24 protein-coding genes, 1 pseudogene and 2 riboswitches are annotated in these 19,777 nt (G+C 40.6%); of the genes and pseudogenes, 18 read left to right on the top strand and 7 right to left on the bottom strand.

Features of this window, described 5'->3' with window-relative positions:
• Positions 1-45: 45 nt before the first annotated feature.
• A complete protein-coding gene (locus tag DFO73_RS00625) occupies positions 46-669 on the top strand; it encodes a YdcF family protein (RefSeq protein WP_258309128.1) in 624 nt (207 codons plus the stop codon).
• A 42-nt stretch (positions 670-711) separates the two neighbouring features.
• Here DFO73_RS00625 and DFO73_RS00620 read toward each other — a convergent pair whose 3' ends face one another.
• Both DFO73_RS00620 and DFO73_RS00615 read right to left on the bottom strand, forming a co-directional pair.
• A complete protein-coding gene (locus DFO73_RS00620) occupies positions 712-1,140 on the bottom strand; it encodes a cell wall hydrolase (RefSeq protein WP_110062860.1) in 429 nt (142 codons plus the stop codon).
• A gap of 148 nt (positions 1,141-1,288) precedes the next feature.
• Positions 1,289-2,431, bottom strand: coding sequence for a CAP domain-containing protein (locus tag DFO73_RS00615; protein ID WP_258309127.1), 1,143 nt, complete (start codon positions 2,429-2,431; stop codon positions 1,289-1,291).
• Positions 2,432-2,673: 242 nt separating this feature from the next.
• On the opposite strand from DFO73_RS00615, the gene speD reads away from it, so the two are divergent.
• Positions 2,674-3,498 (top strand): adenosylmethionine decarboxylase, encoded by an 825-nt coding sequence (gene speD, locus DFO73_RS00610; protein WP_110062859.1) that lies wholly within the window; start codon positions 2,674-2,676, stop codon positions 3,496-3,498.
• A gap of 101 nt (positions 3,499-3,599) precedes the next feature.
• Positions 3,600-3,801, top strand: a pseudogene (locus DFO73_RS29915) (DUF3231 family protein); the annotation flags it as partial.
• Positions 3,802-4,207: 406 nt separating this feature from the next.
• Here the strand turns inward: DFO73_RS29915 and DFO73_RS00600 are convergent.
• Positions 4,208-5,143, bottom strand: a complete 936-nt coding sequence (locus DFO73_RS00600; RefSeq protein WP_110062858.1) for a MerR family transcriptional regulator — start codon at positions 5,141-5,143, stop codon at positions 4,208-4,210.
• Positions 5,144-5,453: 310 nt separating this feature from the next.
• Here DFO73_RS00600 and DFO73_RS00595 point away from each other — a divergent pair, with 310 nt between their 5' ends.
• A complete protein-coding gene (locus DFO73_RS00595) occupies positions 5,454-6,203 on the top strand; it encodes a C39 family peptidase (RefSeq protein ID WP_110062857.1) in 750 nt (249 codons plus the stop codon).
• A gap of 66 nt (positions 6,204-6,269) precedes the next feature.
• Here DFO73_RS00595 and DFO73_RS00590 read toward each other — a convergent pair whose 3' ends face one another.
• A complete protein-coding gene (locus tag DFO73_RS00590) occupies positions 6,270-7,337 on the bottom strand; it encodes an AbrB family transcriptional regulator (protein ID WP_110062856.1) in 1,068 nt (355 codons plus the stop codon).
• Between the two features lie 153 nt (positions 7,338-7,490).
• Here DFO73_RS00590 and DFO73_RS00585 point away from each other — a divergent pair, with 153 nt between their 5' ends.
• Positions 7,491-7,781 (top strand): hypothetical protein, encoded by a 291-nt coding sequence (locus tag DFO73_RS00585; RefSeq protein WP_110062855.1) that lies wholly within the window; start codon positions 7,491-7,493, stop codon positions 7,779-7,781.
• A gap of 38 nt (positions 7,782-7,819) precedes the next feature.
• Here DFO73_RS00585 and DFO73_RS00580 read toward each other — a convergent pair whose 3' ends face one another.
• Both DFO73_RS00580 and DFO73_RS00575 read right to left on the bottom strand, forming a co-directional pair.
• Positions 7,820-8,905: a hypothetical protein gene (locus DFO73_RS00580; RefSeq protein WP_110062854.1), complete on the bottom strand. Its 1,086-nt coding sequence runs from the start codon at positions 8,903-8,905 to the stop codon at positions 7,820-7,822.
• Complete coding sequence (locus DFO73_RS00575; protein ID WP_110062853.1) at positions 8,898-9,464, bottom strand: sigma-70 family RNA polymerase sigma factor; 567 nt, start codon at positions 9,462-9,464, stop codon at positions 8,898-8,900. The genes DFO73_RS00580 and DFO73_RS00575 overlap by 8 nt, the downstream gene beginning before the upstream one ends.
• Positions 9,465-9,921: 457 nt before the next feature.
• On the opposite strand from DFO73_RS00575, the gene DFO73_RS00570 reads away from it, so the two are divergent.
• Complete coding sequence (locus tag DFO73_RS00570; protein ID WP_110062852.1) at positions 9,922-10,671, top strand: Cof-type HAD-IIB family hydrolase; 750 nt, start codon at positions 9,922-9,924, stop codon at positions 10,669-10,671.
• Positions 10,672-10,773: 102 nt separating this feature from the next.
• Here the strand turns inward: DFO73_RS00570 and DFO73_RS00565 are convergent, their stop codons facing one another.
• A complete protein-coding gene (locus DFO73_RS00565; RefSeq protein ID WP_110062851.1) occupies positions 10,774-11,226 on the bottom strand; it encodes an OsmC family protein in 453 nt (150 codons plus the stop codon).
• A 108-nt stretch (positions 11,227-11,334) separates the two neighbouring features.
• Positions 11,335-11,445, top strand: a riboswitch (TPP riboswitch).
• Positions 11,446-11,559: 114 nt separating this feature from the next.
• On the opposite strand from DFO73_RS00565, the gene DFO73_RS00560 reads away from it, so the two are divergent.
• From DFO73_RS00560 to DFO73_RS00505, 12 genes are all read left to right on the top strand, one after another.
• Entirely contained in the window at positions 11,560-12,321 is a 762-nt protein-coding gene (locus DFO73_RS00560) for a 3-oxoacyl-ACP reductase (protein WP_110062850.1), read from the top strand.
• 18 nt (positions 12,322-12,339) lie between these two features.
• The gene (gene thiM / locus DFO73_RS00555; protein ID WP_110062849.1) at positions 12,340-13,152 is read left to right on the top strand and encodes a hydroxyethylthiazole kinase; all 813 of its coding nucleotides are present in this window, start codon (positions 12,340-12,342) and stop codon (positions 13,150-13,152) included.
• Positions 13,153-13,165: 13 nt separating this feature from the next.
• Positions 13,166-13,990 (top strand): bifunctional hydroxymethylpyrimidine kinase/phosphomethylpyrimidine kinase, encoded by an 825-nt coding sequence (gene thiD, locus DFO73_RS00550; protein ID WP_110062848.1) that lies wholly within the window; start codon positions 13,166-13,168, stop codon positions 13,988-13,990.
• Positions 13,980-14,657, top strand: a complete 678-nt coding sequence (gene thiE / locus DFO73_RS00545; protein WP_110062847.1) for a thiamine phosphate synthase — start codon at positions 13,980-13,982, stop codon at positions 14,655-14,657. The genes thiD and thiE overlap by 11 nt, the downstream gene beginning before the upstream one ends.
• A gap of 145 nt (positions 14,658-14,802) precedes the next feature.
• Positions 14,803-15,117 carry a hypothetical protein gene (locus DFO73_RS00540; protein ID WP_110062846.1) on the top strand — a complete coding sequence of 105 codons (315 nt, stop codon included), beginning with the start codon at positions 14,803-14,805 and terminating at the stop codon, positions 15,115-15,117.
• Positions 15,118-15,271: 154 nt separating this feature from the next.
• Positions 15,272-16,027 carry an exodeoxyribonuclease III gene (locus DFO73_RS00535; RefSeq protein ID WP_110062845.1) on the top strand — a complete coding sequence of 252 codons (756 nt, stop codon included), beginning with the start codon at positions 15,272-15,274 and terminating at the stop codon, positions 16,025-16,027.
• An 87-nt stretch (positions 16,028-16,114) separates the two neighbouring features.
• Entirely contained in the window at positions 16,115-16,393 is a 279-nt protein-coding gene (locus tag DFO73_RS00530; RefSeq protein WP_110062844.1) for a hypothetical protein, read from the top strand.
• Positions 16,394-16,479: 86 nt separating this feature from the next.
• Positions 16,480-16,779 (top strand): DUF3817 domain-containing protein, encoded by a 300-nt coding sequence (locus DFO73_RS00525; RefSeq protein WP_110063514.1) that lies wholly within the window; start codon positions 16,480-16,482, stop codon positions 16,777-16,779.
• Positions 16,780-16,892: 113 nt separating this feature from the next.
• Positions 16,893-17,531 (top strand): hypothetical protein, encoded by a 639-nt coding sequence (locus DFO73_RS00520; RefSeq protein WP_142669496.1) that lies wholly within the window; start codon positions 16,893-16,895, stop codon positions 17,529-17,531.
• Between the two features lie 144 nt (positions 17,532-17,675).
• Positions 17,676-18,908: a dicarboxylate/amino acid:cation symporter gene (locus DFO73_RS00515; protein WP_110062842.1), complete on the top strand. Its 1,233-nt coding sequence runs from the start codon at positions 17,676-17,678 to the stop codon at positions 18,906-18,908.
• 48 nt (positions 18,909-18,956) lie between these two features.
• Positions 18,957-19,055: riboswitch (guanidine-I (ykkC/yxkD leader) on the top strand.
• A gap of 67 nt (positions 19,056-19,122) precedes the next feature.
• On the top strand, positions 19,123-19,461 hold the full coding sequence (locus tag DFO73_RS00510; protein WP_110062841.1) for a DMT family transporter: 339 nt from the start codon (positions 19,123-19,125) through the stop codon (positions 19,459-19,461).
• The gene (locus DFO73_RS00505) at positions 19,458-19,772 is read left to right on the top strand and encodes a DMT family transporter (protein WP_110062840.1); all 315 of its coding nucleotides are present in this window, start codon (positions 19,458-19,460) and stop codon (positions 19,770-19,772) included. Before DFO73_RS00510 ends, DFO73_RS00505 begins: the two co-directional genes overlap by 4 nt.
• The last annotated feature ends 5 nt before the right edge of the window (positions 19,773-19,777 follow it).

Genomic DNA, 19,777 nt, shown 5'->3' with positions numbered 1-19,777 from the left:
GGTTTCTTGTCCAAAAAGAATAGTATAATAAAGAAAGCTAAGAACATGGATAAGAAAGGGGGAGACCTCATTAGGATTTCCGAATTCGATCCCAAAAACTTGACCGACAAAGATATAATAAGGCTGTTATACCACGGTATACAGGATGACCTGCTGAAAGGAGAATGCATTTTTGTCCCCGGAAGCAGCAAAGCGTCTGAATACAGGCTGCCAGAGGCCATTAGGCTATATAAAGAGGGAAGGGCAAATAAACTGCTTTTATCAGGCGGTGTTAAATGGCCTGGAAATGACTTACCAGAAGCAGAACTTTTAAAAAATAAAGCGATTCGTTTGGGAATACCCCAAGAAGATATTTTGATAGAGGATATTTCGCTCCATACAAAGGAAAATGTACTTGCCTCCATGCTGGTGCTGGATCGGGCGTTTGGCCTGCAGCATATTTCCCGTTTGGTCATTGTGACGGCCCCTTTTCATATGCGCAGAATGCACCTGACAATGTTGACCTATATGCCAAAATGGATACAGTATTCTTTAGTTTGTGCCAACGACCATTCAACAAGGCCGGATAATTGGTTTCTAAATCCTTATGGACGGAAAAGGGCGGAGGACGAAGCAAAGAAAATTATATACTATGTACAGCAAGGAATACTTAAAGACATGGAAGTCTAGCGAAGAAAAATCCCCGCCATTACATTAATGGCAGGGAATTTCTTAAAAGGTATTATAAATATTTTCACATTCTGCTCCAGTAGGCTCATAAAAACAATGAAGTTTATACCTGCCGACCAATGGCTGATCATACCAGGTTGGCGGACAATCTCCAGGAGGACGAAAATACCATAAGGCGAACTTAGACGGCCAAAGTCTTTCTCCTTTTACAGAACGCCGTGCAAGCCGCTTCTCAACTTCTCTTGCCCTCTGATAAAAATAACCTTTTTGCACAGCTTCAAATGCATGAGGCTGATGGATCATCTGAGGAATAGTCCGCAGGCCTTTGAAATCTGAACAATTGGATCTAATGCGGTTGATCCCTACATTTCCGACCATCAGCATACCCTGTTGCCCTTCACCTTCAGCTTCAGCCCTTAACAAGCGTGCCAATAAATCAATGTCTGCTTCCCGTGCACTAACAACTGCCATTATCTCACCACCGTCTCAAAAATTTGTTATAGGCTGATATATGTTATGCATCAAAAAGGGAAATGTTCAGAGACGGGTCTATTGGTGTAACTATAAAATAAATTCACAAAAAAAGCTCCTGCAAATAATCTTGCAGGAGCTTTTACATTTAATTTGTATAGAAGTTTTCCGTATAATACGGCTGCGATTGTGAATTAAAGGCAACACCTACACCTAAATACTCATAATCAGGTCGTAGTATATTTTTGCGGTGGCCTATCGAATTCATTAAACCTTCATGGGCAAAGATACTGCTAAATTGCCCGGATGCTAGGTTTTCTCCAGCAACCATGAAGGAAACCTCATCTGCTTGCATACGGTCGAAAGGGGAAAGGCCTTCCAAATTGGTATGATCAAAGTAATTATTTTCAGCCATATCAAGGCTATGCTTACGGGCTGTTTCCCTTACATGGTCATCCCAGGTTAGAACAGAAACACCATGATTGACCCTGTCTGCATTTGTTAAATCAAACAGCTGATATTCAAATCCTTCTTTAAGAGCATTATTTGGCTCTGTATAAAAAGATTTTTTCTGCTGTTCCAGGGTTTCATCGATGATTTGTATCGAAGTTACAGTGTTGTCCCTATGTTTATCGTAGAAAACCGTTACATAATTTCCATCAATATTAAATAATTCATAGTCCCTCTCTTGTTCAAGCTGATAAAGAACAAAACCTTTCCGCATTTTGTCCATAGGCTCTCCAAGCTGTTCGATAACCGCCGTTTTAGGAGTTCCATAAGTAATTTCTTTGGTTGAGGATATAAGGTCCTGATTGGTGTAAAGGCCTGCGACTTTATTTTCTTGATCATAAGCAACCATGACAAAATTTTGATAGTTTTCATGGTATGTGTGCCATTCAGTGCCATATTCATTTAGTGAAGAGCGTTTGGGTGGTCCAAGCTGACTTTCAACTTCCGTTTTGCCATCTCCTATTTCAATATTATGAATGGAAATAATCTGCTCATCGGGTGTTTTTAAAGCTGGTTTTTCGGCTTCTGCCTCCGGAGTCTTACTTGATTCACCTGTAAATTGCTCTATTTCTTGAGTAAGCTCATTTGCCCAAATACTTACTTCATTAAAAAATTTATTTAACGCCGCAGACACTTCTGGATCTTCCTTAATGGTCTGAATCTCTGTCTTTATGTTATTAATAACATTATTGGATTTTGTATCATCAGCCATTTTCTCCTCAGGCTGTGAAAAAGCGAAGCCCAGAAATAACAGGATTAAAATAAATGAGAATTTCCTCAATTCGTCACCATCCTTTCAGGTGTACCGCGTATCTTATCTATCAAAGGTATACCCAATCATTATAAGTTTTAAAAATCCCCAGAAGCAAAAGATGCGTACTTTCCTTTTTTTACTACCCAAATAATAAAGAGAATTAACCCAATTTAATACCTCGAATTCGACAAATTCCGTTTTTAAAAGAAAAGATTGGGTAACATAATATAAAAATGAAGAGACTGAGCAGAAACAAAGGGGGAAGACAATTGAAATTAACACCGGAACAAAGAATTGAGCTTCATGGCTTTAATAATTTGACCAAATCATTAAGCTTTAATATGTATGATATTTGTTATACAAAAACGAGGGAAGAGCGTGAAGCATATATTGAATACATTGATGAAGAATATAGCGCGGAACGATTGACGAAAATATTAAGCGACGTTTCGGATATTATAGGTGCACATGTATTAAATGTAGCGCAGCAGGACTATGTCCCCCAGGGGGCAAGTGTCACGGTACTCGTATCAGAAGGGCCAGTAGTCGAGGTGCCTGATGAATCCTATGATGAATCACCTGGTCCTCTGCCGGACAACGTTGTCATGCAGCTTGATAAAAGCCATATTACTGTGCATACATATCCGGAGTACCATCCGGATGAAGGAATCAGCACTTTCAGGGCAGATATCGATGTGTCAACATGCGGAGAAATTTCCCCGCTAAAGGCTCTTAATTATCTAATCCACTCATTTGACACAGACATAATGACCATCGATTATCGCGTTCGGGGATTTACAAGAGATAAAGATGGGAAAAAGCTTTACATTGACCATGATATTAATTCCATACAAAACTATATACCTGAAGATGCTAAAGAAGAATTCGATATGATCGATGTAAATATTTATCAGGCACATACCTTCCATACTAAATGTAAAATCCGTGACTTTGATTTGGATAATTATTTGTTCGGCTATACCAAAGATAAACTTGCCCCGGAAGAAGTTGAGGAAATTACGGAACGTCTTACAACCGAGATGGATGAAATATTTTATGGGAAAAACATTAAACCAAGCTCTCTTACAGATTAGGAAAGCAGCTCCTGCTGATCTGGCCCAATAAAGTTAGACATAGAAGGTTTGTGAGCTTCCAAGACCTGAGTAGCGATTGATGATGCAGATAATAGCTTTTTCTCAGTACAATTGGAACGGGAAGTTATGCCACTGCAGCATCAGCGAGCAAGAGAAGCGACCTGATTATGAACTATGAAAAGACTTTCGCTCGAAATTGCCCAATTTGCCAAAGACGGGGCAGACATCATGATCAAAAACAAATGGCTGGAGCAGCCGCCCGGATCACCAAACAGAGACGACCTTGCGGACAAGCAGAACTAAAAACACTAAAACCAGGAGAATATCTCCTGGTTTTTTAGATTTAATGAAAGAGGGAAGGGGAGCTTAGCTTTCTAGGGCACCATTCAATCTTTGTTTTTCAATTTCGACTTCTTTGGAGCTCCATGGCGACCATATATCGCTGCACTTTCCTCAATTCCGTGATCATATGAGCTTCCATAGGGAAATGGAAGGAGAAGCGGCATCAATGCCTTTTTTGCCATTTACTCAGGGGAGTGCTGTGAAACTATAAAAAGATGAATTTTATTTTATCGCTATGCTTCCCAACGAAGTGACTTACTTCATAATAAAATACAGATACTTTTTTAGCTAAAACCGATTTCAAATACTCTGTTCCTAATTCCTCACACCTTAATCTCGTTATTTTTCATTTACATTACCGCTTTCCTTACTTCCAAAACTCCCACCATTTTTTCGTCTGTTCCTGTGCTGCAGCAGCGTTTCGGAAGGAGACGATCATATCCTGGAAGACATCCTCTCTTTGTTTGACTTCATGCCAGTATTGTTCGCGTTCTTTGTTGATGGTTTCAATGTAGATTTCCCTGTCTGTGTTTAAGGTTTCGATCAGCGAGCTGATTTCGGTGCTGGTAACCTCTGCAGAAGAGGAGATGTAATGGATCATGGTTTTGAATTCTTCGGAAGAAGCCTCCGAAGATTCAGCCAGCTTGTTTGTTAATTGATGGATTTGGTCGGAAGTGCGTTTCGAACTCTTCGCAACCCTCTTGGAAAGAGTTCCGACCACTTCGGAAGTATCTTCCGAAGCTTGCTGGATCCGGGTAGAAAGGTCTACAATTTCGGCCTTTGTTTTTTCTCCCGACTTATAAATAGAGTCTGAAAGGCTTTTAACCGTATGCAATGATCCTTTAGAAATCTCTTTTTTCACTTCTTCTAATACCTCCTTTCGGATGCCGTTGCGGATTTCATTTCTGACGTCGGTAATCAAGCTATCTTTAAAGTTTTCCATCAAAGCCATGAACTGCTCTGCGTCCATGGCTGAATGCTTACCAGTATGTACTCCGGATTCCTGCTGTACTGGCGCCAAAAAGGTTTCGGATGTTTCGGAACCAGCTTCTGAAGTTAGGTCCATATGTTTCTGCATTAAATCGCGAATCATTTCCTTGCTCAAATTTTTATCACGCATTTGCTTCACTTTTTCAAGCAAAGCGATTTCATGCTCTGTATAAAACCTGGCACCCTGTTTTGACCTTGGTATCAAAAGAAGGCCATTTAAATCCTTTTCCCATTGTCTTAAAGTCCCAGGCGGAACATTCAGCAATTTCGAAACCTCTTTAATGGTGTATGCTTTCATGTATTGTGTATCCATTTAACTCAGCCCTTTCATCGATTAGTTGGTATTCTGAATGTTTCGGAAGGTTCTTCCGAAAAAGCAGCTTGTAAACGTATTCAGCACGGGCTCCCCCTTTTTCCTGCCACATGACAAAAGCTCTCAAAAGAAGACGTTATTCATCAGAAATAAGCAAAACAGCCGATTTCTTACAAAAATAATGAAGAATTTGAAAAAGAGTCAGTTAATTTGTCATATTTCCCTGGGTATGGCACAATGGATCTTGGATTTTAGTAAACTAGTAAAGCACTAAAATCAAGCAGCATTGTTGGGAAAAGGAGTAGGTAAATTGGGTAATAGGATTATTGCTGTATCTGTCGCTGCAGGGATTGGTTTGTCGCTGACTTTAGGAAGTGTTCAGATGGGGAAGGGCGAAAAATCAAGAGAAAATGAGATACACTATACAGCAGTTCCTCATGCTGAAGCAAAACATCTGCCTTCCATAAAAGAAGAAATGAAACAATCCGTTCTTCTTGATGTCCCTTTATTCAATCAAATGGATAGTCCGCGTTTATATAATGGCTGTGAAGTGACAAGTCTCGCCATGGTTATGAAATATGAGGGTATTGATGTTACGAAAAATGATTTGGCAAATGAAATTAACCGGGTGCCGCTTCGGTACAATAACGGAGGGTATGGCAATCCCAATCAAGGGTTTGTCGGAAACATGGAGGATGGACCAGGATTAGGTGTGTATCAAGGACCAATATTTGAACTCGCCAAGAAGTACTTCCCTGACCGTGCGGAAAATCTGACTGGCAATCCATTTAACGTGCTTCTTCAGAAGGTGGCAGACGGATCTCCTGTATGGATCATTACAACCGCGAGCCTTTCGCCAGCGGCTTCATTTGAGACCTGGAATACGCCAAACGGACCGGTTAATGTCACGTTTCAGATGCATAGTGTTGCGATCACTGGCTATGATGAAAATTATATTTACGTAAATGATCCGTACGGTATAAAAAACAAAAAAGTTCCTAAAGAGGCGTTTATTAAGGCTTGGGAGCTAATGGGTTCACAGGCAGTTGTGATAAACTAGTATACTAGGAAAATTGAAATTTTTTAATGCGAAAGGGACTGCCATTTATATAGGCAGTCCCTGTTTTTAAACAGAAGTCTTCTGCTTCTTATTGTTAAACTTATAAAATATCCATTTTAAAAAGGGCGGAACCGCAAAAAAAATAAAGAACAATCGAAAAAGCTGGTAACCGGTTACGATTGCTAAATTGGCATGAATTTCATGGGCGATAATCGCCATTTGGTCCATTCCGCCCGGTGCGAGACTTAAAAAACTGGTGGCAGGGGAGAAGTGGAAAAACCTCATAATCAGCATACTCAGCAAAAGGGAACCCCCTATGAGAAGGAGGCCGTTTAAAGCTGCCAGCGAAATGGTTCTTGCTTTGTGGGGAAGTTTTTCAGGCTTCATCATCAGGCCGATATGAACACCTATTAGCAGCTGTGAAAGGTCCAGTAACGCAGGAGGCAGTTCCGGCCCATTGATTCCGGAGATAACAAGAGCCGCTGTTCCCAAAATGGGTCCTAATAAGTATGGTGTAGGCAGGCGCAGGCGCTTACTCAATATTATGCCAATAAAAGAAACAAAGGCAAACAGCAAAATATTCGGAAATAAATCAGTCCACAAAGGATCAGCTGCCTGCATAACCGTACCAGGCGATGCATGAAACCATGGCCCGAATATCATGAAAGGGACGATAAAAATAATCATCGTCAACCTCGCAACCTGCATAAACGTTACAACCGTTATATCAATTCCTTTTATCTCTTCTGCCAGCAAAATCATTTGCGAAAGCCCTCCGGGAATGCTGCCGATCAAAACAGTTGGATAATTGATGCCCGATAATTTAGAGATCAAGAGAGCAGATAACGCACTGAAGAGAAGCATGGAAACTGTAATGAGCAGGATAAAAGGAAGCTTTTGCAGGATTAATACCACAGCTTCCTTTGTGAAAGCAAGGCCAATACTATACCCAACAATTATGATGCCAGCATCACGCAGCTTTACAGGCCAATAAAAGGGAATGCTGCTTATGCGGCTGCCGATCATGACGGCAGTCATTGCTCCAAGCAGGAAAGCGACAGGAATATGCAGCAGGGAAAATATGAATGCTCCAATAAAAGCTGTTAAAAAGGTGATAATCAAATTTTTCTTCACTAAAAAACCTTCTTTTATTTCGGTAATAGCTAAACATAGTTTTACCATATATAAACATTCAATGAATTACAAGTTTTATACTGCAAGATTTATTCATACATATTATCAAAAGGGATTCTTTTAAAGTCAGTTTAAAAGAAAGGGGGACTAATTATGCCGGAAAAATTAAGCCATCTTTTATTTATCCTTTCTTTTATTTGTTTGGGATTATTTTTACTGCTCGGATTTTCGCCTTTATATGATATTTACCTAAATAAAATAGGTCAGCGTCCTTTTTCAGTACTCCTCGTTCTGACAATAAGCGTCTTTTTCCTCAGTGTATTCGTCCTTAAAAAAGTTCAAAATTGGCAGTCAGGCTTCCATGTTCTTTTTTCGATTGTCATCACTTTATTTCTTTCAGCCGTATTGGCGATTATAGTATTCTTTGGGAGGCTGTTTAGCTGATAGAAAAAGCTTGCACCAATTAAGGTACAAGCTCCTGATTATTGAGTTGGCATCCAGTTTACTTTCCATATTCCATCACTATTTTTGCTTAGTCCAAATCCAAGGCCTTCTTCTTTCAAGATCGAAATATACGCAGATGAGTCATCGATTATGACTTCTTCCAATGGTCCATTTTTCACTTTATATAATAAGGTCTGTTCTTCCGCTAAAGATGGGGATTCGTTGATCGCTTGCAGATAATCGTTCACGGTTTTGAAGGTTTTTTCAACATCAGGGTCATGATTAAACAGGGCATACTGGGTAAAATAGTCCTCTACTTCCTCTGCAAATAAATAAAGCTGAAATACTTCCGCCGGCGATAAACCTCTTAAAATTTCATCTTCTTTCCTCATTGAAAACTCTTTATATACGTGATTCAATGGTTCTGTAAGAACAAGATCCTTGCCATCTTTTAAGAACAGGTGAAAAGGAGTGGACGTTCTTTCTGGCTCTTTTGGTATTACTGCCTCTAAAACCTTTGCCTGATCATCTAAAGTACTGTGCGCTCTATATTCATTAATAATAAGCGAAACTTCTTCCACTTTAACAGCAGAAGCAATGCCGAAAACCTTTTTTAGCATCTGCTGGTCTTTCTCACTAAAAGAAATCCTTGGATTCTTCCCTTCCATAATCGGCAATTGCTCCAGAGAAGCTTGATCTGGCAGCAGAAAGACATTTTCTTTTTGAAATTCAAGGGTACCTGCCACTTCAGCTTTCCCTGCAAAAACAGCAATAGAATTGCCATTTGAATTAGAATCTATTTTCTTCAGTTCCCAGCCGTTCAGCATATCTCCACTTGCCATTCCTGGGTAAAAAGGTTTTCCCTCAGACACGATCTGTTCACCGTTTTGCTGATTAAAGAATCCAGTCTGATTGCCGGCGATTCCGCCCATTAAGATCACAAAGCCTGCCACAGCTGCAGCAGTAAGTGCCTTTGGAACATAATCTTTTTTCATTTTCTTGCTTTGGATCGCATAAGAGCCTATTCGACTTCTAACACGCTGTTTTTCTTCCTCGGTAAAAATCGCCTCTTCCGGCCATGAAGCATTTATAGTTTGTTTCACTTCCTGCTTCAGTTCAGCCATGCTGTTCACCTCTTTCTATTGAGGAATAAAGTTTTTTAACTTTTTCCTGCCCTCGGTACAACCGTGTTTTCACAGTAGATATAGGGACATCCAATGTTTCGCTGACTTCGGCAAGACTAAGGTCTTGATAATAATGGAGGAGGAACACTTCCCGATATTTAACTGATAGCGATTCAATCACTTTCAGCAATTCATCTTGTTGATCACGCTCAAGAAATTTTGTTTCCGGGTCTTTTTCTTTGTTCTTTTTAAGAAAAAATACCTTTTCATTCATAACCATATTGCGATAATGCCAGCTTTTTAAATAATCTTTGCTTTTATTAATGGCAATCGTAAAAATCCATGTTTTAAAAGAGGACCTATACTGAAAACTCTCCAGCTTTTCATAAACGGTTATAAACGTTTCTTGTGTGAGATCACTTGCAATATTCCAGTCTTTTACATAGGTATATATCAATCTTTTCAATACTGTTCCATACTCATCCATAATCATTTCAATGACAAGGGCACGGTCTACCTTTGAGGCGATTGACCGCTCTAATCGTTCTTCAGGGCTCAACTTGACAGCCTCCCAGCAAAATTTTGATCTCGGTTCCGGTAACCTTTTATATTACTGACAGTTAGACGACAGATAACAACCATTGGCTTCAAATTTTCAAAATATACTATGATTATACAAAAAAGCGCAAAACATTAGGTTTACGCTTGGGTCTTTGTTTGCTTTTTTTCCAAATAAGAAAAATCCACTTCAGTTCAAATGTTGCAAAAATGCCCAAAGAGTATGATTATATTAGAACATGTTGAGGTTGTAGTGGCAAAAAAGAACAACACGGCAGGTTCCAGCGGGAAGCAATAGCACCACGACAAATAGTACATACATAGTTTCTCACCTATCGGGAAATATACATACGGATATTTCCAATTTATATTAAAATATTCGCCTTTAAAGGCTTTCCTTTGAATGGAATAATATTTCTTTATATAATATCTTTATTGTTTAGGGAAGGAAGATTATAATGTCAGAAAAAATGAAAGCTCCAAAGATAAAATTAATTGCTCTTGATATGGATGGAACTTTATTGAATTCAAGAGGGGAAATACCTGAAGAAAATCGCCTTGCCATCCGCGAAGCAAAGGAGAAAGGGATCGAAGTTATCCTAAGTACCGGCCGATCAAGGCTTACAGCCCGTAATCATGCGGACTCGCTTGAATTAAACTCTTTTTTAATTACGGTCAATGGAAGTGAAATCTTCGGACCGGAAGGGAAATTAATTTCTAGAACCCCAGTTGATACTAAGGTAATGGAATGGATGTGGAATTTATCTCAAACACATAAAACCCATTTCTGGGCTACCAGCTGTGATCAGGTCTGGACAAATGAAATGCCTGAAAATATCCACGACCATGAATGGCTGAAATTTGGATTTGATATCACTGATGATGAAGTAAGGGAAATCATCCATAAAGAACTCCAGTCAAAGGGTGATCTTGAAATTACCAATTCAAGCTTAACCAATATTGAAGTTAATGCACTTGGCATCAATAAAGCAATGGGGATTCAAAAAGTAACCGAAATTCTTGGCATTTCTATGGAAAATGTCATGGCAATGGGTGACAGCTTAAACGACATTGCCATGATAAAGGAATCAGGATGGGGAGTTGCGATGGGAAACGCCCAGGACATTGTAAAAGAGACAGCAAATGCTGTGACTGCTTCAAATGATGAAGCTGGCGTTGCCAAAGCGATTCGGAAATGGGCTTTATAAGTTTTGAGCCGGCATCATGCCGAAATTCGGATACATGCCTGTTGCGCAATTCCTGAAGCCAACAGCGAAAAAGACATTATGAGGAAACCCGCTTAAATAAATTTAAGCGGGTTTCCTCATAATTTTGGCTTGCAATTCAACCTTAACATTTCCTTTAATTGCTCTTGAAATCATGCACGACGCTTCAGCTTTATGGGCCAGTTTATTTGCAAGGGAGTGGTCTTTATCAGACGCGTCTGATTTTAGTATGACCAGGGGACGATGGATAATTTTTTTGTATGTAATAATTCCATTGGTTACATCAACCATTCCGATTGATTCCATGGTCAGGTCTACTTTTTCGAGTTTGCTTCGTTCCATCATAGCTGCAAGTGTAATAATATAACAGGTCGCAGCAGCCCCTAAAAGCATTTCATCCGGATTTGTGCCGATTCCCGGACCATCCATCTCAGGCGGAATCGATACCTTCGTTTTTAGCTGGCCGGCTTCTATGCATCCAACATCATTACGCAATCCTGGCCATTGTGCTTTTAAGTAAAATTGATGTTCTGCCATATAGATACCTCCAATTTGATTAATATTACTATATATAGGCAGCGTTTGGATTGCAATACTTTACAGAATTCATTTTTAGAGCTAAGATAAAAACAGCCAACTTAATAGTTTTACTGCTAGGGGTGCCCGATACGCGGGCTGAGAAAGAAACCGATCTGTTTTTTACCCTTCGGACCTGATCTGGATTATGCCAGCGTAGGAAAGTAGTGATAGCGGGAACAATCGTTCTTACTCTTATATTATTCAACCGGGTCCATTAAAGGATCTGGTTTTTATTTTGTCCAAAAAAAGCAGATAACGAGGTTGAACACTTCATTGTATAGGGGGATTCAGATGAAACTTCAAGATCAAATTGTGCTCATCACAGGAGGAAGCAGAGGCTTGGGCAGGGAAACGGCAAAAGCTTTTGCAAGAGAAGGAGCGAGGGTGGTTATTAACTATTTTCATAGCGAAGAGAAAGCCTATGAGCTGCAAAGAGAAATTGGTGAACGGGCTATTGCCATCCAAGCAGACGTACGGGACAAGAATCAGGTTCGGGAAATGTTTGAAAAAGTGAACAAACACTTCGGAGCCCCAATTACAACCATTGTCAATAACGCACTTGTAAACTTTCGATTTGACCCGGTTTCCACAAAAGATGCAGAAACGATTGGATGGGAAGATTTCCAAATACAGCTGGAGGGTGCTGTTCGCGGAGCATTGAATACAGTTCAGGCAGGCTTGGCTGATATGAAATTAAATGGCTTTGGAAGAGTCATTTCAATTGGCACAAACCTATTTCAAAACCCGGTCGTACCGTATCATGACTACACAACCAGCAAAGCAGCTCTCTTAGGGTTTACCCGAAATATGGCGAACGAACTTGGGCAATACGGCATTACGGTAAATATGGTATCCGGCGGATTATTACAAACCACAGATGCCAGCGCAGCAACTTCAAAAGAAGTCTTCAAAATGATCGAAAACTCGACGCCTTTGAAAAAGGTCACTGACCCGGCAGAGGCAGCGGATGCAATTGTATTTTTCGCATCGCCATGGGCAAGGGCGGTTACTGGCCAGAACCTTGTGGTTGACGGTGGACTTGTCATGAACTAAATGTAAGGGGGAATAATAATGAATATTTACGAAATTAGCAGTCTTTTAGAAAAAGTAAGATCAGTTAATCCGCTGGTTCATAATATTACAAATGTTGTGGTGACCAATTTTACTGCCAATGGACTCTTGGCAATTGGTGCTTCACCCGTCATGGCTTATGCGCATGAAGAGGTAGCGGATATGGCGAAAATAGCCGGAGCATTGGTTTTGAACATGGGAACTCTTACCGAAAAAGAGGTAAAAAGCATGCTGATCTCCGGAAAGTCAGCGAACGAGCATGGGGTGCCTGTTATCTTTGATCCAGTAGGTGTTGGGGCAACTCCTTACCGGACAGAAACCGCAAAAAAATTATTGGGAGAATTAAATATTTCCATAATAAGAGGGAATGCTGCAGAAATAGCCAATACCGCCGGCCAGCAGTGGGAAATTAAAGGGGTAGATGCTGGGGAAGCCCGTGGAAACGCCAGTGAACTTGCAGGAATGGTAGCAAAAGAGCTAGAAACCATTGCCGTCATAACTGGGAAACAGGATGTCGTTTCAGATGGAACTTTAACATACACCATAAACAACGGCGATCCCTATCTAACGAAGGTAACTGGTGCGGGGTGCCTGTTGACCTCAGTAATTGGTGCATTTTCTGCTGTCGAAAAGGATCCAGTTAAAGCGTCCGTTGCTGCATTGGTTGTATACGGTGCTGCAGCAGAGATGGCAGCAGAAGCTACGAATGATAAAGGTCCGGGTACTTTCCAAATTGAATTTTTGAATAGTTTATATAACATTACAGCTTCAGATATTGAAGCTCGCGGTTCTTTTGAAAAAATCAGCAAGTAGGGAGGCGGTTAAAATGAAGGTGAACAAAGCATTGACAATTGCCGGATCAGATAGCGGAGGCGGTGCCGGAATTCAGGCTGACTTAAAAACCTTCCAGGAACTTGGGGTTTTTGGCATGTCAGCATTAACAGCAGTTACTGCACAAAATACGAAAGGCGTTCAAGGCGTTTATCCGATGTCAGCAGAAGCGGTCGTTGCCCAAATCACTTCTATCGGAGAAGATCTTGAACCAGACGCAGTCAAAACGGGAATGCTTTTTAACGCAGAAATCATAGAGGGAGTATCCCGTGAGATTGCCCGGTATAAATGGAGAAATGTTGTGATTGATCCAGTGATGATCGCAAAAGGCGGAGCAAGCCTGCTCCAGAAAGAGGCCATATCTGCCATGAAGGAATACCTGATCCCTCTTTCGAAGGTCATCACGCCAAATATCCCGGAGGCAGAGGTGCTAACAGGGCTTACGATTAAAACAGATCAGGATAAAAAAGATGCAGCAAGGAAGCTGCATGTTATCGGCGCTAGAAATGTTCTGATAAAAGGGGGCCATGACGACGCCGAAAACGATGCAACCGACCTTTTATTTGATGGACAGCACTTTTTTGAGTTTAGGAGTAAGAGAATACAAACAGTTAATACACATGGAACCGGCTGCACTTTTTCGGCAGCAATAACTGCAGGACTTGCGGAAGGATTGACTGTTTTAAATGCTGTGGAGTGCGCCAAGAAGTTTATCCAGGCTGCTATTGAAGATGACCTTCAGCTGGGCAGCGGGCATGGACCTACGAATCATTGGGCCTATAACCGGCGGAAAAAGGAGACTCTTGTTCATGGCAGTTAAACCGGCAGAAATGAAAGAATTACTAAGACTCTATTTTATTATGGGCAGTGCAAACTGCTCGGATACTCCGGAAGAGGTTCTGCGATCTGCAATTAAGGGCGGTATTAGTCTCTTCCAATTCCGCGAAAAAGGAAAAGGGTGTTTTCAAGGCGAAGACAAGCTTCAACTGGCAAAAAGACTGCAATCGATCTGCCGGGAAAACCATATTCCTTTTATTGTAAACGATGATATTGAGCTTGCACTTGAAATAAATGCAGATGGCGTCCATATCGGCCAGGAAGACGAACCGGCTAGTGTGGTTCGAAAAAAAATAGGCAATAAAATTCTTGGTGTGTCTGCCCATAATTTGGGTGAAGCAAAGAAAGCAATCGCTGATGGAGCAGACTATCTTGGAGTCGGCCCGATCTATCCGACCTCCACAAAGAAAGACGCGAAAGCCGTTCAGGGTCTGAGTTTTATTAGAGAATTGAAAAACGCGAATATTAATATTCCGCTTGTTGGAATAGGCGGCATTACAGCAGAAAATGCAGCTCCAATTATCGGTGCGGGGGCAGACGGTGTTTCGGTCATCACTGCAATTAGCCAAGCCGATTCACCGGAAGCATCTGCACGAATGCTTTATAAATCGGTTCATATTGAAGGAAATAAGCAAAAAAATGCCCATTGAGTTGGGCATTTTCTAATTTTTGCAAATTTACTCAAGAGCTCAAAATCTTCCATAATTTTCGATTTAAAACGTTTGACGCCATCCCGTTTAACCCATTCTATTGAGGGTAGCTTTTTAACAAACAATAGAAATAGAGGGATGGATTTTGACAAAATGGATGCTAGTCGGTCTCTATATCCAAGGATCAATTTTATTGCTTATTGTGTATTATGGCTTTTTCACCGGTCTGGTTGCTGCGGAAACAAAAATTACAGAAATTGAAGGGAAAGTGGAAGAAAAATATCTCCAAGCTTCAATCGATAATTACTTGAGCAATTATGATGTGCACCAGGAATACTGGATTCGTATGGAAAATGGACAATCCGTTAAGCTGACGGCCTCTTTGTACGAAGGAATTCATCCGGGGGAAAACATCAAATTGGTGCAGGTGAATGCCGGAACCATGATTTTTAAGAAATAGGTACTGCTTCATAGAAGTGCCTATTTTTTATGTTTTTAATGGTACCGGTTTTGCCGGCCATGGTGCGGGCAACGATGCTTTATGTGTGCAGTGGAGCTTTATCCATGGTAATCTGATAGTCTGGTAGATTTTCAACGTAAGGAGATTTAATATAATGAAACTTGTTTCCTGGAATGTAAATGGAATTAGAGCCTGCGTGAAAAAAGGCTTTATAGATTACTTTAATGATGTGGATGCAGATATTTTTTGTATCCAGGAATCCAAATTGCAGGAGGGTCAGATTGACCTCATTCTCGAAGGTTACCATCAGTATTGGAATTATGCGATTAAGAAGGGATATTCGGGTACAGCCGTCTTTACAAAAAAAGAACCGCTTTCGGTCCGGTATGGCTTAGGCGATAGTGAAGCAGAGCCGGAAGGCAGAATTCTAACTCTTGAGTATGAAGAGTTTTATCTTGTGAATGTGTATACACCTAACTCTCAGCGGGATTTGGCCCGGCTTTCTTACCGTCTTGAGTGGGAAGAACGGATCCGTGAATATCTTCTTGAGCTTGATCAGGTCAGACCTGTCATTCTCTGTGGAGATTTAAATGTTGCCCATCAGGATATAGATTTAAAAAATGCAAAGTCTAATCGAGGCAATTCAGGTTTTACAGATGAAGAACGAGGGAAAATGACAGGTTTGCTTCATTCAGGTTTTGTTGATTCATTCCGTTACAAGTATCCGGAGGCAGAGGGCGCTTATACCTGGTGGTCATACATGGCGAAGGTGCGCGAACGGAATATCGGATGGCGGATCGATTATTTTATTGTTTCCGAGAGACTCCAAGAGAAAATTAATGATGCTCAAATCCACTGTGATATAATGGGCAGCGACCATTGTCCGATTGCGCTTGAACTAGATATTTAAGATGCAAAACCCCCGCATAAAAGCAGGGGTTTTTATTTTTGAAAATACGGCAATACTTTTATTACTATTTCAAAAAGGGATGGTAAGATGAACAAAACAGAAATGCTGAAGCTTTTTGTTCTTATAGAAAGGGTATATCCAGGCTTTAGGATTAAAAATGAAATCGTCCACTATTATTTTGGGCTATGCCCGGACATGGACTTCAAACAAGCAATGGATTGCATTAAAGACCATATTAGAAGAAGTCCATACCCCCCGTCAATACAATATATAGCGGCTAAAAGTTTGGAGCATAAATATACGCCAGCAAGTTTTGAAGCTTGTACCTGGCACGAAGAGTACATCCTGACTAATGATATTTCTTAAAATAATTCTGCTCTGGTATCCGCTTTAAATACAATGCTATAATACACGGGTAGGGATAAAAAGAAATGAAGGTTGAGGTCGCTTTTATGCTAAAAACACCGATCGGAAAATTCAGATTCATGGGCTTTCTTGAAGGAGGATCTTTGCTGCTCCTCTTATTTATAGCCATGCCGCTTAAATATGCTGCAGGTATTCCGGAGGCTGTCAGAGTTGTCGGCTCTTTGCACGGGTTCCTGTTCATCACTTATCTTTTGGTGATTGCCTACACGACTTTCAAAATCAGATGGTCACTAAAATGGGCTGCCAGTGCAGTAGCTGTGGCGTTTATACCATTTGGCAATTTTATTTTGGACATCTTTTTGAAAAAATCATCATTAACAGATTAATAGAATTAGAGGCGGCCTGCGAAATGCAGGCTTTTTCAATTTCCAAATTATTTACAAACTATTCCAAAGGATATGTTAAGATAAAAGGAAGAAAACTGGCAAGGAGTTTTTGGATGGAAGATGAATTGCTATTCTATTATTTATTTATGATTTCCGGTATTTTTATATTTTTAGGGGCTATGTACGATGGATTTAGAGTTCAGCACCAAAGGGGAATTATGTCAGAATCATGGGTGATTCCGCTTATTCTCTTTATGGCCGGGCTCGCCCAGCCTTTTTTAGGGTTTAAAATTTTTTCATTAAACCCTGCGATATTTTTCCTTATAATTGTGCTTTCAGCTATCATATACATTTTCATTCAAATTTCCATAAAAGGGCAGGTTTTTATCATCCATGAGACGTCCAGGGAGACACTGGTGAAAAGAATTCGCCGTGAATTGGACCTCTTTTCGATTCATTATGAAGAAGAAGAAATGCTGAATGATAAAGAGTATGTTTTTAAGCTTACTGAGGAAGATGCTGCCTTAAAAGTTAGCTGGCGCGGTGAAGAAAAGGAAATGCATACTTATAGATTAAGCTTTAAAAAATGGTGGCGTATTTATCATTACATAGAAATTAGAGAGAATATAATCGAATTTTATAAGGAAGAAAGAGACGGACAGATATTCTGGAAACAAATACTGGGGAATGCAGGAAACGGGGCTCTTATTTTAGGAATGATGATTTTTATGTTTTTCACAATTAACCCGTAATAATTATTAACCCGTGCAGACAAAATGCTGCACGGGTTTTATTTTCCAAGCTTCCCAGTTTAATAAACTGCATAATCTAATCAAGTATTGAATAACTATTTTAATGTAAGCGCTTTCCTACACTTTTTTAAAGGGAGGTTGATTATGTCTTTAACCAAGAAGATTCTCATAGGGATGGGCATGGGTATTGTGGTTGGCTTAATTTTGAACTTGGCACTGCCAGGGTGGTATGATGCTGCTTCCACGTATGTACTGGTACCATTAGGGAAAATTTTCGTCAACCTGATTAAAATGCTTGTCGTTCCAATTGTCATTGTATCCTTGATTTTGGGAACTGCCGGTATTAGCGATCCGAAAAAGCTTAGCCGGATTGGCGGAAAAACGATCTTATTCTTTCTTATTACAACGGCAATTGCCATCATTTTAGCTTTGGGAGCCGGGATGTTGTTCCAGCCGGGAGCGGGCGATTTCCAGCTTGATGGCGCAAATTTCGAGGGAAAGGAAACTCCGCCTGTTATTGAAACGCTCGTTAATATAATTCCTGCAAATCCGTTTGGTGCCATGGTGCAGGAATCCATGCTTCAAATTATTGCTTTCTCCATTTTTATCGGGTACGGACTATCCAGACTAGGGGACAAAGTATCAGGTGTACTCCGTCTTATTGAACAAGCGAATGAGGTATTAATGTATCTTGTCCAGGCTATTATGAAATTTGCCCCGTATGGCGCTTTTGGCTTGATTGCTGTTGCCATTGGCGGACAGGGTATGGATGCGATTATGGCAATGGGCAAATATATGTTTGCCGTCCTTTTTGTGCTATTGCTTCATTTAGTTATCACATATGGTTCTGCGATATCCTTCCTTGGAAAAATGAATCCTATCCATTTCATAAAAGAATTCTCTCCGGCAATGGTTGTAGCTTTTAGTACTTCGAGCAGCTCAGCCACGCTGCCCATTTCCATGAAAACAGCTCAAAATAACCTCGGCGTTTCAAAAACCGTCAGCAGCTTTGTTCAGCCTCTCGGTGCAACGATTAATATGGATGGAACAGCAATCATGCAAGGAGTCGCAACCATTTTCATTGCCCAGGTATACGGCGTAGAATTAGGGTTAGGGCAATTGCTCACAGTCATTTTAACAGCTACGCTGGCAAGTATTGGAACTGCGGGTGTTCCTGGCGTTGGGTTAATCATGCTTTCCATGGTCCTTACATCTGTTGGACTTCCTGTTGAAGCGATTGCTCTTGTATTAGGAGTCGACCGCCTTCTAGATATGTGCAGAACTGCTGTTAACATTACTGGAGATGCAGCATGTGCTGTCATCATTGAAAAAGGAGAAGAGTCAGGAGCATCAGATTCAAATGAAGTAACCGCATAGTTTCTTGAGAAGACATTTGATTTTTGTTATAATACTAGCAAATTTAATAAAAAGGTTTTCTAGGGTTCCGCAGCAGCTGCTGGCCTGGTCCGAGAGAAAACTCGCAGCTGTGAAGCTGTGCCACGGAAGGATAAAAGCCTGGGAGATACTGTTTAACAGATATCTTCCGGGCTTTTTGTTTTGAGGGATAATAGGTTGGAAGGGAGCGGCTAAAATGCATTGGTTAAAAGTCTTTATCGCCGCATTCTTTGAAGTGTTTTGGGTCATCGGTTTAAAGCATGCGGATGATCCTTTAACATGGACAGGCACGATATTTAGTATTGCGGTAAGTTTTTATTTAATGATTATGGCAGGAAAGGTGCTGCCGGTAGGTACTGTTTATGCTGTTTTTGTTGGATTAGGTACAGCGGGTACTGTTCTAGCCGAAATTATTTTTTTCGGTGAGCCTTTGAAATTATTCAAAATGATTCTTGTACTCATATTATTGATTGGTGTACTTGGATTAAAGCTGGCAACAGGTGAAGAAGAATCGGAAGGGGCTGAAACATCATGAGTTGGTTTTATCTTGTCCTTGCGGGTTTATTTGAAATGGCAGGTGTAACCATGATCAACAGCTGGCATAGGAATCGAAATTGGCAATCTCTGTTCCTGCTTCTTGGCGGATTTGGCGCCAGCTTTCTTTTCCTCGCTTTTGCCATGAAAGAACTGCCAATGGGAACTGCCTATGCTGTTTGGACAGGCATTGGTGCTTCTGGAGGGGCCATCCTTGGCATGATTTTTTACGGAGAGCCGAAGGATTCCAAAAGAATTTTCTTTATTGCATTAGTGCTTGGGTCTGCTATCGGATTGAAGCTGATTTCCTAAAAAAG

Origin of the sequence: Cytobacillus oceanisediminis (assembly GCF_003182355.1) — a bacterium.
GTDB classification, from domain to species: Bacteria; Bacillota; Bacilli; order Bacillales; family Cytobacillaceae; genus Cytobacillus; species Cytobacillus oceanisediminis_A.
Note: the sequence above shows the minus strand (reverse complement) of the source record. Positions and strands in the feature narration are given on the sequence as shown.

What these genes read in the sequence shown, in the direction of transcription:
- DFO73_RS00625 (WP_258309128.1), top strand. Translation starts at nt 46, where the DNA reads ATGGATAAGAAAGGGGGAGACCTCATTAGGATTTCCGAATTCGATCCC.
- DFO73_RS00620 (WP_110062860.1), bottom strand. Translation starts at nt 1,140, where the DNA reads ATGGCAGTTGTTAGTGCACGGGAAGCAGACATTGATTTATTGGCACGC.
- DFO73_RS00600 (WP_110062858.1), bottom strand. Translation starts at nt 5,143, where the DNA reads ATGGATACACAATACATGAAAGCATACACCATTAAAGAGGTTTCGAAA.
- DFO73_RS00585 (WP_110062855.1), top strand. Translation starts at nt 7,491, where the DNA reads ATGCCGGAAAAATTAAGCCATCTTTTATTTATCCTTTCTTTTATTTGT.
- DFO73_RS00580 (WP_110062854.1), bottom strand. Translation starts at nt 8,905, where the DNA reads ATGGCTGAACTGAAGCAGGAAGTGAAACAAACTATAAATGCTTCATGG.
- DFO73_RS00570 (WP_110062852.1), top strand. Translation starts at nt 9,922, where the DNA reads ATGTCAGAAAAAATGAAAGCTCCAAAGATAAAATTAATTGCTCTTGAT.
- DFO73_RS00565 (WP_110062851.1), bottom strand. Translation starts at nt 11,226, where the DNA reads ATGGCAGAACATCAATTTTACTTAAAAGCACAATGGCCAGGATTGCGT.
- DFO73_RS00560 (WP_110062850.1), top strand. Translation starts at nt 11,560, where the DNA reads ATGAAACTTCAAGATCAAATTGTGCTCATCACAGGAGGAAGCAGAGGC.
- thiM (WP_110062849.1), top strand. Translation starts at nt 12,340, where the DNA reads ATGAATATTTACGAAATTAGCAGTCTTTTAGAAAAAGTAAGATCAGTT.
- thiD (WP_110062848.1), top strand. Translation starts at nt 13,166, where the DNA reads ATGAAGGTGAACAAAGCATTGACAATTGCCGGATCAGATAGCGGAGGC.
- thiE (WP_110062847.1), top strand. Translation starts at nt 13,980, where the DNA reads ATGGCAGTTAAACCGGCAGAAATGAAAGAATTACTAAGACTCTATTTT.
- DFO73_RS00535 (WP_110062845.1), top strand. Translation starts at nt 15,272, where the DNA reads ATGAAACTTGTTTCCTGGAATGTAAATGGAATTAGAGCCTGCGTGAAA.
- DFO73_RS00530 (WP_110062844.1), top strand. Translation starts at nt 16,115, where the DNA reads ATGAACAAAACAGAAATGCTGAAGCTTTTTGTTCTTATAGAAAGGGTA.
- DFO73_RS00525 (WP_110063514.1), top strand. Translation starts at nt 16,480, where the DNA reads ATGCTAAAAACACCGATCGGAAAATTCAGATTCATGGGCTTTCTTGAA.
- DFO73_RS00520 (WP_142669496.1), top strand. Translation starts at nt 16,893, where the DNA reads ATGGAAGATGAATTGCTATTCTATTATTTATTTATGATTTCCGGTATT.
- DFO73_RS00515 (WP_110062842.1), top strand. Translation starts at nt 17,676, where the DNA reads ATGTCTTTAACCAAGAAGATTCTCATAGGGATGGGCATGGGTATTGTG.
- DFO73_RS00510 (WP_110062841.1), top strand. Translation starts at nt 19,123, where the DNA reads ATGCATTGGTTAAAAGTCTTTATCGCCGCATTCTTTGAAGTGTTTTGG.
- DFO73_RS00505 (WP_110062840.1), top strand. Translation starts at nt 19,458, where the DNA reads ATGAGTTGGTTTTATCTTGTCCTTGCGGGTTTATTTGAAATGGCAGGT.